This is a genomic window from Oceanicaulis sp. UBA2681, assembly GCF_002354675.1.
In the GTDB taxonomy this organism is placed as follows: Bacteria; Pseudomonadota; Alphaproteobacteria; order Caulobacterales; family Maricaulaceae; genus Oceanicaulis; species Oceanicaulis alexandrii.
Genome location: NZ_DEMB01000008.1, coordinates 45,680 through 60,976 on the forward strand (window position 1 = coordinate 45,680; position 15,297 = coordinate 60,976).

The following is a 15,297-nucleotide window of genomic DNA, read 5'->3' on the forward strand; positions in this document are numbered from 1 at the left end:
GGGCGTTGATTGGGGGACTGTTTGATATTGAAGGAGCTACCCATGCTGAGACTGGCCCTTGGATTTTTCGTCGTCGCCCTGATCGCGGCCCTGTTCGGTTTTGGCGGCATTGCAGCTGGCGCGGCCTCGATCGCGCAAGTCCTGTTCTTCGTGTTCCTGGTGCTGTTCGTCGTGTCGCTGCTGTTTGGCGCGCTGCGCGGACGATCTCCCCGAGCCTGAACCAGGCGACCCTAACAAGTTCGGCGGCGTCATCGCCGCCGGACTTTGCCTTACCCGCTTAACAAACAAGGATATTTGATCATGAAAAAGTATGCCCCGCTGTTCATCGCCCCGTTCTTCATGGCCGCTGCGGCTTGTTCTGACGGCCCTGCTGAGAATGCTGGCGAAAACATGGACGAGGCGGTCGAGGACGTGACTGGTGAGGACCAGGACATGTTCGAGGAAGCCGGCGAAAACATGGATGACGCGGCCGATGACGCCGAAGACGCCATCGAAGACGCGACCGACGAGCCGTCTCGCTAACTCGTCTCTTTCGCCCATCACAACCTTCAGAAATAAAGGAGAGCGACATGGCACGCGCCACTGCTAATTCCGACGTTACGACTGAAGAACTCAAAGCCGATCTGGATTCGCTGCGTGCGGATATGGATCAATTGGTGGGCGATCTGTCCAAGATCGTTCAGCAAAGCGGGGAATCTGGCGTCAAAGTCGGGCGGTCTGCAATTGAGGACGGCCTGGACGCCGCTGAAGAAGCCCCCGATCAACTGCGGGAACTCATTCGCGAGAACCCGCTTGGCGCCTGTGGCGCCGCGATCGGCGCAGGCTTTCTTGGCGCCTTGCTGATGCGTCGCTAGGAGACGCGCTGTGAACGTGCTTCTGATAGCTATCGCGCTTATCGGGCCCGTGCTCGGCGCAGTGTTCGCCACTCATGCGGGATGGAGCTGGGCGTCAACCCAGTACTCCCCATGGGTGGCCAGCGCGCTGGTCGGCGCCTTTTATGCGTGCCTGGGTTCAATCGCTGCGGCGACACTGTTGTGGAAAGCCAAGACGAGCAAGCCCCCAGCCCAGACACCTACGAGTTCAGCGTCGCCTCTGGCGCTGGTCGAGACCGCAATGAAACGTAAGCCGCTGCAAACAACGGCAGCCTTGATGGGACTGGGCGCGCTTCTGGCTCGTAAGCCGAAGCTTGCCCTGTCAGCCCTCTCAAAGTTTGCGGCCTCCAGTTAAAGGGTCTTCCCTTGTCGAAAAAAAATGATCAGGAGCTGCGCGCCAAACGATTTGCGGCGCGCAGCGAAATTGCGTCTAAAACCCTGTATTCCATCATTGCCGAGACGGGTAAGGAGGAGCTTCTGCGCCCCTCCAGCTCGCTTCTGTATTCCGCGCTCACAGCGGGGCTCGCCATGGGCGCGTCCGTATTGCTGATGGGGGCGATCGAGCGGGCGGTCGGCGATGCCAGCTGGAGCTATCTGGCCATCGCGGTCGGCTACCCGGCCGGCTTTCTTCTGATCGCCATGGCGCGTATGCAATTGTTTACGGAAAACACGCTGACAGCCGTGTTGCCGGTGACCAAGCATCGCCGGTGGAGATCCGTGCGCCTGTTGATGAGGCTCTGGGCCATTGTGTTGTTCGGCAATCTGGTCGGAGCTGTCTTTATCGGCGCCATGCTCAGTCATGTGACCGAGCCGGACCTGTTTGACGCCATGGTCACTGCGTCATCGCATATCACCCATCGCGACATCGTGGGCAACTTCATCGCTGCGCTGCCCGCCGGTTTCCTGATCGGCCTCATGGCCTGGTCGCTGCCCGGGTTGCCCTATGAAAAGCTCGGGGCCGTTTTCATCGTCACGTATCTGGTTGGAGCAGGGGGCTTTCCGCATATTGTTGCAGGTACGGTCGAGGCGACGGTTCTGATCGTTGCCGGGACTTGGGGTGTGGGAGACGCGATCAGCTTCATTATTCCGGTGTTGATCGGCAATACGCTTGGCGGGGCCGCTCTGTTCGCGGGTCTGGCGTACGGTCAGGTGCACGAAGAAGTCGAATAAGAAGAGGACGGTCTGGAACCTTGTGGGGCGCCAGGCGTTGATGAAGTGTCCCGGCCCCTGACGGGATGTGAAAATCGCGCTGTACGGTCGATCCTCCCCCTGACCACCGCTTTCAGCGTCAATCGAAGCCGTCCTCTTTCAGAGGGCGGCTTCTTTTGTTTCCGGGTGATAGGCGCCGCAACAGTTTTCGAGCTTTAAAGGCTGACGCGTCGCGCTTCGTGGTGCGTCCTGCCTGGACGCTGCCTCTGGAATTGTCTGACAGACGGGGACGGTGGGCCGCCAGGATTTATAACGCATTTTAGAGGCTGAGACGGACACTGATTATGGTGACGACGAGGATTGGCCGCGCATCTGTCGCCTGTCTGTCGCTCTCATAAAAAAGGGGCGCGCCGTAGCGCGCCCCAGTATTCAGGCTGGTCAGGCCTTGGTCACTTAGCGCCCGTCGAGATAGGCCCCAGCATTCACAGGGGGTTCCTCCAGAATCTCGACATCATCGGCGGTCAGATCGGCTGACACGGTCCAGCCGGCGTCAGCGGTGTAGCCCAGTTCGAGAGCCTGAAAATCAACGCGCCCGACTTCGCCGCCGAAACCCAGAAACCCGCCGTCGCGAATAATGGCGTATTCAGTGACGCCCTGAGTCGTGAACTCCAGGTCTTCAAGGTGGGCGATGGTCTCGCCGGCGCTGTTCTGGATATCAGCGCCAGTCAGGTCGCTGTAAAACAGATCCCCGTCTTCACGCTGGTCCTCGACAGACACCATGAAGGGGCTGTCATTGATGACTTCGGCGTCATCCAGCTGTGCATCCGTGATGGATGCGGTCACAACCAGTTCGCCTTCTGAGTTGTGAGACAGGTTTGCGGCCACGGTGGACACCGCCACTTCCTCATCGAAGAGGCCCAGAAAGCCGCCGCGGGAAATGATCAGCGCTTCGGGAGCGCCGGCGTCGCTCATGCGGATGTCAGTGATCGCGGAAGCGCCATTTGCGTATTGCAGGTCGGCTCCGACAACGTCAGACGCTTTAACGGTCTCCGTCATCATGGCGGCTTCGGCGTGAGTCTCCGTCTCCGTATGCGCCATCGCGTCCTGGGCTTGCGCCGTTGCGAGAGCGGTTGTGGAAATCAGAGCGATCGAGGTGGTCAGCATCAGCTTGTTCAACATAACGTTTCCTTTTTGCTAGCGATCAATTCGAACGCAATAAGTAAACGTTGAGGCGCTGAGTGTGTTCCAAAATATAGTTTGACTATTTCGCGAAGTTATTATGTTCAAGTGACTTTGTTTCGACACAATTGGAACTTGGGCGCACAAAAAACGCCGAGGCAGGGCCTCGGCGTTTTGATTGGAAGTGAAGCGAGATTTACTCTGCCGCAACAGCGTCCTTATCGAAGAAAAACAGCGCCTGGCTCATGGTGGCTGTTACGGTTTCCGGCATGAAGGGCTTGGTGATGAGATAAGTCGGTTCAGGCCTTTCGCCGGTCAACAAGCGCTCAGGGTAGGCTGTGATGAAGATCACGGGCAAATTCATCTCGCCCATAATATCTTTGACGGCGTCGATCCCTGAGCTGTCGTCAGCCAGCTGAATGTCAGCGAGAACCAATCCCGGCGGTGATTTTTTGGCTAGCTCAACCGCCTGGTCCCGGGTGCGGGCCACGCCGGTCACCGTGTGCCCCGCATTTTCCACGATGGCCCGCAGGTCGAGGGCGATGACGGGCTCATCTTCAATGATCATGACTCGCGTGGCGAGCCCGGCGTTCAGCTCCTGTTGCGCGGAAATCAGCAAAGCCTGAGCCTCACTGTCATCAATGCGCAGAATGGAGGCCACGTCTTCGATGGAAAATCCTTCCACGGACGTCAGCAACATGACTTGCCGGGCCTTCGGGGTGACGTAAGCCAGAGGATTCTGGCGTTCCCCGTCTTCCGTCACGTCCAGCTGGGTGTTCCAGCAGGCGTGAAACAATTGAAAAAGCGCTACATGGGGCGGCAAATCCCGTCCCAGTTCTTCATTGCCTTCAACAGCAGCCTCCAAGCAGGCGCGCACATGGGCGTCGCCGCTTTGCTGTGATCCCGTCAGTATCCGCGCATATCTGCGCAGGTAGGGAATGTGTGAGCGTATCGCTGAAACAAAACTCATAATTGGGCTCTCCCCACAAAGGTGTCACGCTACAAACGAACAAATATGAGAAGGGTTCCAAAAAAAATCAGATTGTTTGGAACTCATTCCCGATCTCCACGTTTCTCACTTAAGGCCGATACATTCGGTATGATCGTTTTCATGTGAGATTGGCGATTAATAATGGCAATGTCTGAGGACAAAAACAGATCTGGCGGCAGGCCAGACCCTGCGCTCGTGCAGCGGACCCGCAAGCAACAGGAAACTCTGGGCGCGGGGCTGCGACATATGTTTGATTCTGTTGTTGATGAAGGGGTGCCTGACGCATTTGCAGACCTTCTTGACCGACTGGAACAAAGCGAGTCGGACCGAACGACCGAAAAGGGTGACGGTCATGAGTGAGTCTGACTCAGACGATACAGGCCTGAAACCTTCAGAGATCATGTCTCAAAGTCACTTCCGGTTGGAGCTTACTGAGGCCATTCCTCACATGCGCGCCTTTGCGCGAAGCCTCACAGGCGATGCTGCAAGTGCTGACGACCTGGCCCAGGACGCTCTGATGAAAGCCTGGTCTGCGCGCGCTAAATTCAAAGCGGGTACGAACTTTCGGGCCTGGGTGCTCACCATTGTCCGCAACCAGTTCTACTCAGACAAGCGCCGGTCCTGGCGACAGGCTGACTGGGATCAAGAGCTGGCTGAACGCACGCTGCCCGCTGTCGACAACCAGGAACAGGTCGTGGCGCTGGATGAATTGCGTCGAGGGCTCGCCGAGCTGCCCGATGATCAGCGAGAAGCGCTCATTCTCGTCGGTGCGGGGGGATATTCTTATGATGAAGCTGCAGCAATTTGCGGCTGCGCGACCGGCACCGTGAAAAGTCGTGTCTCCAGAGCTCGCCTGGCGCTTGAGGGCATTATGAAAGCGGGTCCCGCCGCCAAGGCGAACACGGATGGCGTTGCTGCATCTGATGCTGTCGATACATTGCTTGGCCAAGTCAGCGACCTGGCGGAACAGGTACGCTGACAATGCCCTTTAAACCTGGGGGCGAGCTGACCGGGAGATTGCGGTTCGTACTCGCCCTGGTCCTCGCTGTGGCGCTGTTTCCACTCCTGATGATCGCCGTAGCGCAAACCTGGAGTGAAGCGCGTGAAGAGCAACGCGTTCAGAGAGATCGCATGATCATTCTGGGCGCGTTGGCTGCGTCTGAACTCAATGAATCCATCGCACGGGCTCAAGGCGTCGTCGATGCGGTCTCCACGCGCGGTTTCGCGTTCATGAGCGCGCCGGGAGGGTGCAGCCGCGCCATGGCGCAAATCGCCAGTGGCGATACCGTGTTGACCAACATCGCTCTGACCGATGCGGACGGCGAAATCATTTGTTCGGGGCTTGAAGGGGCTCAAAACCTGAACATGGCGTCTGAGGATTGGCACGCAGCGCTCAGCAGCGGTGAGCAACAAACCGTTTCCGGGGTTTTGATGGGGCCGGTTTCCAGAACGCCTATTCTCGTCGTCGCCAACCGGCTTGGACAAGAAACAGTCTTCAGAGGAACGGCGGCGGCCGCCATTGACGTGCTTCGCGCCTCAAGAATTCTGATCGACAACGCTATGGCGGATGGCAGTCAGGTCCTGCTTGTCACCCCGACGGAGGCGCGGGAAGTGGACCGCTCCCGCATGCTCAAGCCGGCGAGCATCGATATTCAAAGCGACTTGCTTGAAAGCGTTCTGCAGATCGACCAGCCGCAACCGACACGCATTCGGTTTGAAGGCGTAGACAGGCCCGCCGTGCTTGCGCCGCTCGTGGAGGGACAGCTGGCCTTGCTGTTGGTCTCACCGACTCCGACCACGCAATGGGGGCTCGTCTCGGTCGCTGCAACCTTTCTGGTGCCGCTTTTGATGTACGCCTTGGCGCTCGCCAGCGTCTGGCTGGCCGTCGACCATTATGTTTTGCGTTGGCTGGGCTATTTGCGCCGGATCGCGGCCGTATATGGCGGCGGGCGTTTGGATGTTGTGCCTGTCCGCGCGCGAAATGCGCCGCGCGAGATTCGTGAACTGGCCAACACTATGGGCGAGATGGCGGCGTCTTTGGAAAAGCAGCAAAACGAGCTGGAATCAGCGGTCGACCAGCGCGGCGCCTTGCTCAAGGAAATTCACCACCGGGTCAAAAACAACCTTCAAATCATCGTCAGCTTGCTCAATCTTCAGGCGGGTCGCATGACAGACGGCGAGGGGCGCACAGCCCTGATGGAGGCGCGTCGGCGGATCAACGCCTTGTCGCTTGTGCATCGCAGCCTCTATGAGGCGGATGATCTCAGAGCGGTCTATATGCCCGGTTTCCTGAATGAGCTGGCGCTAAATCTTCAGCAAGCCAGTGATGACGGATCGCGTTCGGTCAGCGTTCAGGCAGAGTGCGATGAGGTGTCGTTTGAGCCTGACACGGCGGTGCCTGTGGCTCTGTTCGTGGCTGAGGCGGTCACGAATGCTTACAAGCACGCGTTCACCAGCCGCACTCAGGGGCGCATCCTGATCTCGCTGAAGGCGGACTCTCCTGAGGTGTTGACCCTTCGGATTTCTGACGATGGCGAAGGCATGACCGATACCGCCTCACAGGGCACGGGCTCGTCCTTGATGGAGGCGTTCGCCATGCAGCTGGATGGTCGGACCTGGTCAGAGCCCAATGCAGACGGCGGTATGGATTTTGTCCTGCAAGTAGGTGAGAAAAAGAATTGAAATGAAGGGAACGGGGCTTGAGCTGACGCGTTCTATAAAGGTCCAAACTCAGGAGGCTTTTATGAAATATGTTGTTCTTAGTGTTTTTGCCGTCGCAACTCTTCTTTTGACCGGTTGCAACACCATCGCTGGCGCTGGTCGCGATATTGAAGAAGCTGGCGACGCGATTGAAGACACGGCTGAAGAAAACCGGAACTAGATCGCCGCTATGGCGTGAAAAAGCCCCGTCTCAGGACGGGGCTTTTTTTATGCGCAGGACTTCACAAAAGTCCGGAACAGACGCCGCATATCGCGCCTGTAAACCAGAAGCTCAGGGTGGAACTGCACGCCCAGGCGCAAAGGCGCCGTATCGGACTGAATGGCTTGGACGCCGCCACGCTCGCCGCAAGCGATAGCATGAAAACCCGGCGCGATTGAACGCACCGCCCGGCGATGCAGACTATTGACCGAGACGCTGTCATGGGGCGCGACAACGTCCGCGAGAAGACTCTCTCCGGTGAGGGAGATCCGCTTTCTGAAAAAGGTGTAGCCGATGGGACCGTTGGGCCAGTCGCGCGTCATCTCCGGGTCGAGCTTTTGATGCAGATCGCCCCCGTAAAAGACGTTGAGCATCTGCAGCCCGCGGCAGACGCCCATGACCGGCAGGTCATGATCGCGCGCATGTTGAAGCCAATCAGTTTCAAGGGCGTCCCGTTCCGGATCAAACCGGCTTTCAACCTCGATAGAGGCATCGTACCGGCTGGGATGTATATCCAGTCCGCCCATCAGAATAAGGCCGTCACACTGTCTCTGGCCGGACGCAGGTTCGCGTCTCAACCGCAAGGGATTGCCGCCGGACAGACGAATGACGGCCCCGACCAGTAAAGAGAGCAGAGTGTCGCCTTTTGGGGCTGTGACGTAACCGATGACGGGGCGTGTCATGATCCGACCGAGTCAAAGCTGACTTCTGGCGGAAGCTCTCCGTACTTGGCCAGGTGAGACACAATGAACAATGCGCCGAGCGCCGCGGCTGGATCGTCCTTCGCCAGAAGGTCCACGTCCAGATGGGAGCGGTCCATGACGCGGTGGGTGACATCCTCAAGCGCTTCCTTGGCGGCCTTGGCGTCGGACAAGGACGCCACCAGGCGTCCGAAATTTTTCAAGCTGAATCCCTTGGAGTTCTTGAGCCTGTCCCAGCTATCGGACAGCTGGTTGGCGTAGTCGCTCTCGCTGAACGCGCCGTCAATCGCGGAAGGGATCCAGGCGAGCGGAACCTGTGAGCGGAAACCGATGTCGGGCGTACCCGGATCAGACTGCAAGCCGCCATGCAGGGTCAGCTCAGCCAGCAAGCGGGCGTAATCCACGCCGCTGAGAGTGGAATGACGCAAGCCTGCCCAGAACCGTGCATTGACTTCAATGGCGGAAGGGGCGTCCGCCTCATCGCCGGTCCACATGAAATCGGCTTCAAAGACACCGGTCCAGTTGGTGGCTTTCGCGATCTTGCGCACATCGTCTTCAAACGGGGCGCTGCTCACTGTTTCGCGCACCACCCCGGCGCCGGCCTCGACAGGCTGGTTCTCAAGGTTGGTGTAGGCGGACATCGCCAAGACTTCGCCATTGTGAGCCAAGGCGCTGACGCAATAGTCATCCCCCTCCGCCAGCGACTGAGCCAGCAATGGATACTGGTCTTCATGCGCCTTCAGATAAGCCGTGTATTCATCCTCAGATGAGACTTTTGAGATGCCGCGCCCCCCGGCGCCTCGACTTGGTTTCATCAGCACCGGGAACGGCATGTCTGGCCCGCCTTGAGCCTCTTCTGCGCTCTCAAAGACCTGCGTCTTTGGCGCGTTGATGGCGTTGTCCTGGATCAGAGTCGCGAAATGATGCTTGGGGGTCACCTGTTCGATGGAGGCGCAATCGGGCGCCGCCAGTTTCGCGTTATCTGGCAAGAGCGACCTGTGACGCGCCAGCCCTTCCATATCTTCAAAGCCTGGCAGTATGAGCACCGTATCTGGCGCAAACTCCTTGCAGATCGCTGCAATGTCCTTGGTGTAGGCGACTTCGTCAGAGGGCTCGCAGACAGTCCGCGTCTCATCGCAGTATTTGGAGAACGACAGGGCGGTCATCCCGATCGTATCCAGGCCGATGACATGGTCGACCAAAGGCCGGACCGACTCCGCCATGGTCAGCGCCATCAGGCTGCGGCCATAGGTGATCAATGCATGTGTTTTCATGACGGTGTAACGCACAATGAGACCGGTCCGTTCCCGATTTCTCGGAACCCTTCACCTTGAATGCGCGTTAGAGGGGCAGACATCATGGAGCAGGCGATGAAAAATCAAAAACCAAGCCCTGTCGTTCTCATCGGCGCCGCTGTCATTCTTGTTCTGATGGGCACGCTCGGGACACTTGTCTGGCAGGAGTCCCAAGACAACACGGTCGAAATCCAATTCGGGGACGGGGATATCCGCTTTGAAACCGGTGCGCTGAATTAGTGTTTCCGGCATAAGAGGCTGCTTTTTGGCCATACTTGTTTCCCATAGGATGCAGAGCCGGCGGGGTTGCGACCCCGCCGGTCCTTTTTGACTGTTGGCTGCGGGACCAGAGCTGATGACCGTGCTTCGCGCACTCGCCATTTCGGCGTGCCTCACCTTGTCCGCCCAGGCGCACGGGCAGAGCGTGACTGTGTCAGGCGATGCGAATGCTGAATTGTCAAACGCCTTGCAATCACTGTTGGACGAGCGGACCAAGACCGGGGCTGTTGATGCGCAGGCGAGCGCAAATACGCTTTTGCGATACCTTCGGTCTGAGGGGTATTACACGGCTCGTGTGATTGTTGACCAAAGCGAGGATGCGCCAAGCTTTCAGGTCACCCCAGGCGAGCTGTTCAGGTTCTCCAGCATTGCTGTGACGGCGCAGGGACAAGATTACGCCCGCTCTGTCGCGCGCGACGCCATCGCGCTTCAAGCCGGCGACCCGGTCCGTGCTGCAGACGTGCTCAGCGCGGAGACGGGCGGTCTGCGCGCCCTGCGCAACTCAGGCTGGCCGGATGCGCGACTGGACCACCGAGAGATCACGGTTGATCATGCAGACGCCAGCGGTGACGCCGTTTTCATTTACGAGCCTGGCTCTGAAAGCCTTTATGGTGATGTTTCGCTGGATACAGACCGGTGGCGCGCCGGGTTCATTCGCCGGCAGGCCCCGTTTGAACCGGGCGAGCGTGTCAGCAGGGCCCAACTCCGCACTTTTGAAAGTCGCCTTGAAGCGCTTGAGAGCATTTCGGGCGCCGCTGTGACGCTGTCCGCCCCCGTTGATCAGCCGGGACCACAAAGGCGCGCTGTCACTGTATCCGCCTCACCAGCCCCGCGCCATGTGGCGGAAGCGGGGTTCAGTCTGTCTACAAGCGAGGGGGGCGGCGTCAGCGGCGCCTATAAACGGCGTAATCTGTTCGGCGGCGATGAAACCCTCGACATCTCTTTGAATCTGGCGACCGTCTTGAGCGGTCTGACCGTTGAACTCAGCGCTCCTCACTGGCGCAGGCTGGGGCAGAAACTGACCCTGGAAGCGCATACCGGACGTGAGGAGACGGACGCCTATGATCTGCTGGAAGCCGGCGTCGGCGCACGTGTGTCACGCCCCCTCAGTGAGACATTGACTGTTTCGCTTGGGGCGAATGTCACCAGCGCTCACAGCGAAACAGATACGCTTGATCTGAATGTCTACACAGGTTCGATTTCGCTGGGCGCCGTTTGGGATGATCGCGACAGCGCGATCGCGCCTACGGATGGCTATCTGTTTTCGGTGGATGTTTCTCCGGCAGTGGTGACCGGGGACACGGCGACGCAAGACTCAAGAACTGTGGGGCAGACGCAGTATCTTAGAACCGTGGGTGAGGCGCGCACCTATCAACGGCTCTCCTCATCGCTGATCATTGCAGGGCGTTTGAGAGCGGGGAGCATCGTCGGCGCGCCGTTGTACGCTCTGCCGCCTGAACAGCGGTTCTTCGCAGGGGGCGGCGGGTCCGCACGCGGCTATGAGTATCAGTCGCTCGCGCCTCGCAACCAGGCTGGAGCCTTGATTGGCGGACGCTCCATCATCGAAACCAGCATTGAAGCGCGCTGGCGGCGATCAAGGCGCTGGGGCGGGGTGGTTTTTGTGGATTCAGCAGCGGCTGGCCGCGATGAGACCCCTGATTTCGGCGCGATGCGAAGCGCCGTCGGGTTCGGGCTGCGCTATTATCTCGATTTCGCGCCAGTACGCTTTGACGTGGCGACGCCACTGGACCCCATTTCCGGCGATCCTGAGCTGCAGGTTTATATCGGGCTTGGGGAGGCGTTCTGAGCATGCGCGCTTCAACGCTTCTCAAGACCGGCCTCGCCATACTTGTCATAGCGGCGGTCCTGGTTCTGGCTGGCCTTGTCAGTCTCCGCCAAGCGCCGGGCCGTGCTCTGGTTTCCCACTTGGTGGATGGACGCCGGGTCGATGCGGTCGGGGTCGTGCATCTGGCCGGCCTGCAAGGCGACGTGCTGTCAGACTTCAGCGTCGAGCAGCTTACGTTGTCAGACGAGCAGGGTGTTTGGCTTGAAGCAGACAATGTGCGCGTGGGGTGGCGCGCTCGCTCCTTGTTGGGGCCAACCGTCGCTATCGAGGCTGTCGAGGCGGACCGTATTGTGATGCATCGCCGTCCTGATCTTGAGCGCGCAGACGCGTCTCAAGGCGGGGCGTCACGGGGGGTGAGGCTCAATCAGCTTCTGATCTCGGAGCTCGTGCTGGAGGCGCCTGTTCTGGGCGAACGCGCAGCCTTGCGCGCTGAAGCGGCTCTGACCAGCAGCCCTGAAGCGGGGCAAAGTCTGAGGGCTGAAATCGTGCGTATTGACGGCGCATCTGATCGCCTCGTTGCGGACCTGACCCGCAACGCTCAGGGGGTGATTGCAGGGCAGCTCTCCGCTCATGCTGAAGCAGATAGCCCGTTGGCTGATCTGGTTTATGCGAGCGGGCGCGGATTTGAGCTGGAAGCGACGATCAACGGGACGCCTCAGGCTGGACAGGCCGATTACAGCTTTGTGGTCGGCGAGATTGCAGGACTTGAAGGTCGCGGCCTGTGGGAGGATGGCGCATGGCGGCTCGAAGGTCTGACGGACGCCGACGCCTGGCCAGAGCTGCCGGCCAATGTGCAGGCGCTTCTGTCTGGCGGGACGATTTCGGGCGAGGGCGCGCTTGATCCTCTAACTGGCCGCCTGGCCTTCTCCAGTGATGCTGGCGAGCTCTCCGTGAGCAAGGCCGAAACACCGCTCATTGACCTCACAGGGCGTCTGTCATCGGACGGCCTGTCTCTGTTTCTGCCTCAAGACCTGTCGATTCAAGAGGCGAGCGTTCAGGCGCAGCTCAATCGTGCTGATCGTGACGCCTGGTTGTCAGGCGATGTGCAGGCGCGCGGTGTCGAGCATTCCCAGATCGAGGCGGAACACATCAGTGCGCGCTTTGTGGTGGGGCGTCAGGACAGCACATTTTCATATGACGTGAACGGAGAAGCGCAGACCGTGCGTTGGGAAAACGCGCGGGCTGGAGCGGCGCTGGGCGACCAAATCAGCTTTATCGCCAATGGCGCTTATGATCGGAACGAGCAGACACTCCAATTTGAAACATCCCAACTCCAGTCTGAGGGCGTCGCCGCCAGTGCGGCAGGCGCATTCGACTTGATGACGCGCGCTTTTCAAGGACGTGTCTCTGTCGCGCTTGATGATGCCGGCCGGATTCAGGACGGCCTGTCCGGGCCCGTTATGCTTGAGGGCGTCGGCGATGAGGCAGGACTGTCGCTGACGGTTCAGGCTGATAGCCTGACCGGAGAGGGCGTGCCTTACGTTCTGGCCTCGGGATTGAGCGGACAGGGACGACTGAGCCTGACCGATGGGCTGGCCCTCACAGATCTGGATGTAGAGGGACGCTATCTGCGGCTGAGCGGCGATATTGCACGCACTGCAGACGCCAGCAGCTGGCAGGGCGCGGTCGAGTATGCGGTGGACGCTGCGGCGTTTGACGTCGCCAGCCTTTCCGGGGTGATTGCGGGCGCCGCGGAGCTTGACCAAGACGGACGCGGCCTGACGGCGCGCCTCCAGGCGCAGGCGGACGCCTTGTCTTTGGGCGGCGTTGCGCTTGAGCGACCGATGCTGCGTATCGAGATTGCACCGTCTCAAACAGGGGTGGCGGGTGATTGGCGCTTTGACGCCGCGAGCGGCGAGAGCGAGGTGCTCTTACAAGGCGATCTGGACTGGTCAGGACAGGCCGGCCGCATTGGCGTGCGGTCTGGTCAATATGCTGATGTCGTGGTTCAAGGCGAAGCGCGATTGCTCGAAGAAGCCGTGGAACTTGATTTCACCGCCGAGCAGGACGGCGCCATTGAGCTATGGTCCGCCTCGCTTGCCTATCAGGCCTCTCGCACGGAAATCCTGGCGGGACGGCTGGATTTGAGCGCAGCGCTTGAAGGGGTGCGGGTTTCAGGCGTCACCGTGAATGCTGCGGACGTACGGTTGTCTGGCCCGCTGGACGCGCTGACATTTGACTTGAATGCTGAAGGGGCGGTCGCAGAGCCCTTTAATGTGTCTGTGAGTGGGCCTGTGGCCTATGCAGACGGTCGCGCTGAAGCTGTTCTGGACGTGTCTGGTGAGGTTTCAGGGCGGCGCTTGGCCTCGCCCGGCCCGCTTTCTCTGGACTATGAGAACGGCGACATGACGGTGGCCGCCCAGTTGGCGCTCGATCAGGCGAGCCTGACCTTCCGAGCTGAACGCGCGCCTGAAGCCGCCTCCATTTCCTATGATTTCAGCGCTCTTCCTGCTGACCTGATCATGGGCTTGCTCAGCTTGCCCCAGGGGCAGGGCGATTTGCAATTGGCTGGCGATTTCTCACGCGCAGACGGCCGCTGGACAGGCCAATCGCGTCTGGCGGTGTCGGACTTGTCCTCGGCGACGGACAATCAGTTCGGCGCGTTGAACGGCGCTATCGAGCTGGAGCTCACGCCCGACCAGTCCCGACTGAACGGTCAATTTGCAGGCACTGATCTTGATATCGGACTGGATCTGACGCTGCCGGGCGCCGTGACGGGATCTAGTGATCTGTCGCGGCCAGACTGGCGGGGCGATTTGAACGTCAATGGAGACGTCGCCGTGCTGGCGGGGCTCTATCTGCCAGAAGGCGAGATTTTGCGCGGCATCTTGTCCGTCGACGCTTCGATTGAAGGGATGGAGACGTCCGGCGTCGTCACCTTTACGGACGGCGCGCTTTCTTCCGCGATCGCCGGCCGCAGTTTTGAGCCGATCAACGCTCAGGGGGGCTGGCGCAATGGCGCGCTGGTCATTGAATCGCTGCGTGTCGGCGAGGATGCGAAGAGCGGCGCCAATGCGCAGGCCGAATTCCGGATGACCGAGGGCGGTTTTGAAGGGGAAGGGCGTATCGAGCTGAACCGGCTCCATCTTGTAGACCGCCCGGAATTGTCAGGCGGGGCGTCCGGCTATGCCGACTTCACCCTCAGCGAGCGGGTTCTGACTGTGACGGGCGAAGCAGACGTGCAGCGCCTGGATGTGCGTCCGAGCGCGGGCGGCAATGGCGGCCCGTCCATCCCCCAGATTGAAGTAGTGGAGCTGAACCGGCCTGACAGTCTTGATCGCGCCTATCGTCGTCCGATCCGGCTCGAGCTCGATTATCACCTGCGCGCGGATGACAGGTTGTTCGTCTCCAGCCGCGCCTTCACCTCTGAATGGTCCGCCGACGTGCATGTGACGGGTACGGCGACCCGGCCGAATCTGTCCGGCCAGGCGACTTTGATTGCAGGGCAGGCGTCCTTGCTGACGGCGCCGTTCACCCTGACGACAGGACGCGTGACCTTTGACGGTCCTGTCAATCAAAGCCGCGTCGCGATCGAGGCTCTTCATGAAACCAGCGATCTGACTGTGATCGGGCGTGTTGAGGGATCGGTACGGGCGCCGGAGGTGTCTTTTGAAAGCACGCCCAGCCTGCCCGAAGACGAGATCTTGTCTCGGCTCCTGTTTGGGTCCGGTGTTTCTGATCTCAGTCCTTTGCAGGCGTCACAGCTCGCCGCCCAGTTGTCTGGCGCGGGGTGGCTTGACGCCATGGCGGGGGTTCGCGCTGTTTTGGGCATGGACCGGCTCGATGTTCGTCAGAACGGCGATGGCGCCGTGAGCGTATTGGGCGGACGGCAATTGACCGAAGATGTCTATCTGGAGCTCGAGACTGGCGTGGGGCAGGCGCTGGGGGCCGCCCGTATCGAATGGCGTCTGTCCCCGTCATTCGTCCTGGCGTCCGAGGTCAGTGGTGATTCCAGCAATGAGATCTCGCTCAGCTGGCGCAGAAGTTTCGATTGAGTCCGCGGCGGGAGCATGCTGTTTAATCCTTGCCTGCACCCGTTTGACGCCCTTGATTTTCCAGAGCGAG

Annotated in this window: 16 protein-coding genes; 12 read left to right on the forward strand and 4 right to left on the reverse strand. The window is 59.9% G+C overall.

What is annotated here, in order from left to right; translation table 11 throughout:
- The first annotated feature begins 42 nt into the window (after nt 1-42).
- From B3M53_RS05390 to B3M53_RS05410, 5 genes are all read left to right on the forward strand, one after another.
- Nucleotides 43-219: a DUF1328 family protein gene (locus tag B3M53_RS05390; RefSeq protein ID WP_022699625.1), complete on the forward strand. Its 177-nt coding sequence runs from the start codon at nt 43-45 to the stop codon at nt 217-219.
- An 81-nt stretch (nt 220-300) separates the two neighbouring features.
- Nucleotides 301-522 carry a hypothetical protein gene (locus B3M53_RS05395; RefSeq protein ID WP_022699624.1) on the forward strand — a complete coding sequence of 74 codons (222 nt, stop codon included), beginning with the start codon at nt 301-303 and terminating at the stop codon, nt 520-522.
- Nucleotides 523-569: 47 nt separating this feature from the next.
- A complete protein-coding gene (locus tag B3M53_RS05400; protein ID WP_286799766.1) occupies nt 570-854 on the forward strand; it encodes a hypothetical protein in 285 nt (94 codons plus the stop codon).
- A gap of 10 nt (nt 855-864) precedes the next feature.
- A complete protein-coding gene (locus B3M53_RS05405; protein ID WP_286799767.1) occupies nt 865-1,227 on the forward strand; it encodes a hypothetical protein in 363 nt (120 codons plus the stop codon).
- 11 nt (nt 1,228-1,238) lie between these two features.
- Nucleotides 1,239-2,042 (forward strand): formate/nitrite transporter family protein, encoded by an 804-nt coding sequence (locus tag B3M53_RS05410; protein WP_022699621.1) that lies wholly within the window; start codon nt 1,239-1,241, stop codon nt 2,040-2,042.
- Nucleotides 2,043-2,474: 432 nt separating this feature from the next.
- Here the strand turns inward: B3M53_RS05410 and B3M53_RS05415 are convergent, their stop codons facing one another.
- On the reverse strand, nt 2,475-3,200 hold the full coding sequence (locus tag B3M53_RS05415) for a PRC-barrel domain-containing protein (RefSeq protein ID WP_286799771.1): 726 nt from the start codon (nt 3,198-3,200) through the stop codon (nt 2,475-2,477).
- Nucleotides 3,201-3,396: 196 nt separating this feature from the next.
- Nucleotides 3,397-4,170, reverse strand: a complete 774-nt coding sequence (locus B3M53_RS05420; RefSeq protein WP_022699619.1) for a response regulator — start codon at nt 4,168-4,170, stop codon at nt 3,397-3,399.
- Nucleotides 4,171-4,338: 168 nt separating this feature from the next.
- Here B3M53_RS05420 and B3M53_RS14685 point away from each other — a divergent pair, with 168 nt between their 5' ends.
- From B3M53_RS14685 to B3M53_RS05435, 4 genes are all read left to right on the forward strand, one after another.
- The gene (locus tag B3M53_RS14685) at nt 4,339-4,551 is read left to right on the forward strand and encodes a NepR family anti-sigma factor (RefSeq protein ID WP_022699618.1); all 213 of its coding nucleotides are present in this window, start codon (nt 4,339-4,341) and stop codon (nt 4,549-4,551) included.
- Complete coding sequence (locus B3M53_RS05425; protein WP_273147477.1) at nt 4,544-5,170, forward strand: sigma-70 family RNA polymerase sigma factor; 627 nt, start codon at nt 4,544-4,546, stop codon at nt 5,168-5,170. The genes B3M53_RS14685 and B3M53_RS05425 overlap by 8 nt, the downstream gene beginning before the upstream one ends.
- Before the next feature lie 2 nt (nt 5,171-5,172).
- Nucleotides 5,173-6,873, forward strand: coding sequence for a sensor histidine kinase (locus B3M53_RS05430; protein ID WP_286799774.1), 1,701 nt, complete (start codon nt 5,173-5,175; stop codon nt 6,871-6,873).
- Between the two features lie 61 nt (nt 6,874-6,934).
- On the forward strand, nt 6,935-7,072 hold the full coding sequence (locus B3M53_RS05435; protein ID WP_022699615.1) for an entericidin A/B family lipoprotein: 138 nt from the start codon (nt 6,935-6,937) through the stop codon (nt 7,070-7,072).
- A gap of 47 nt (nt 7,073-7,119) precedes the next feature.
- Here B3M53_RS05435 and B3M53_RS05440 read toward each other — a convergent pair whose 3' ends face one another.
- A complete protein-coding gene (locus tag B3M53_RS05440; protein ID WP_286799775.1) occupies nt 7,120-7,794 on the reverse strand; it encodes a gamma-glutamyl-gamma-aminobutyrate hydrolase family protein in 675 nt (224 codons plus the stop codon).
- Nucleotides 7,791-9,086 carry an ATP-grasp domain-containing protein gene (locus B3M53_RS05445; RefSeq protein WP_286799776.1) on the reverse strand — a complete coding sequence of 432 codons (1,296 nt, stop codon included), beginning with the start codon at nt 9,084-9,086 and terminating at the stop codon, nt 7,791-7,793. Before B3M53_RS05445 ends, B3M53_RS05440 begins: the two co-directional genes overlap by 4 nt.
- A gap of 84 nt (nt 9,087-9,170) precedes the next feature.
- Between B3M53_RS05445 and B3M53_RS05450 the strand changes: the two genes are divergently transcribed.
- From B3M53_RS05450 to B3M53_RS05460, 3 genes are all read left to right on the forward strand, one after another.
- A complete protein-coding gene (locus B3M53_RS05450; RefSeq protein WP_022699612.1) occupies nt 9,171-9,347 on the forward strand; it encodes a hypothetical protein in 177 nt (58 codons plus the stop codon).
- A gap of 115 nt (nt 9,348-9,462) precedes the next feature.
- On the forward strand, nt 9,463-11,193 hold the full coding sequence (locus tag B3M53_RS05455) for an autotransporter assembly complex protein TamA (RefSeq protein ID WP_286799777.1): 1,731 nt from the start codon (nt 9,463-9,465) through the stop codon (nt 11,191-11,193).
- Nucleotides 11,194-11,195: 2 nt separating this feature from the next.
- A complete protein-coding gene (locus B3M53_RS05460) occupies nt 11,196-15,227 on the forward strand; it encodes a translocation/assembly module TamB domain-containing protein (RefSeq protein WP_286799778.1) in 4,032 nt (1,343 codons plus the stop codon).
- Nucleotides 15,228-15,297: the final 70 nt, after the last annotated feature.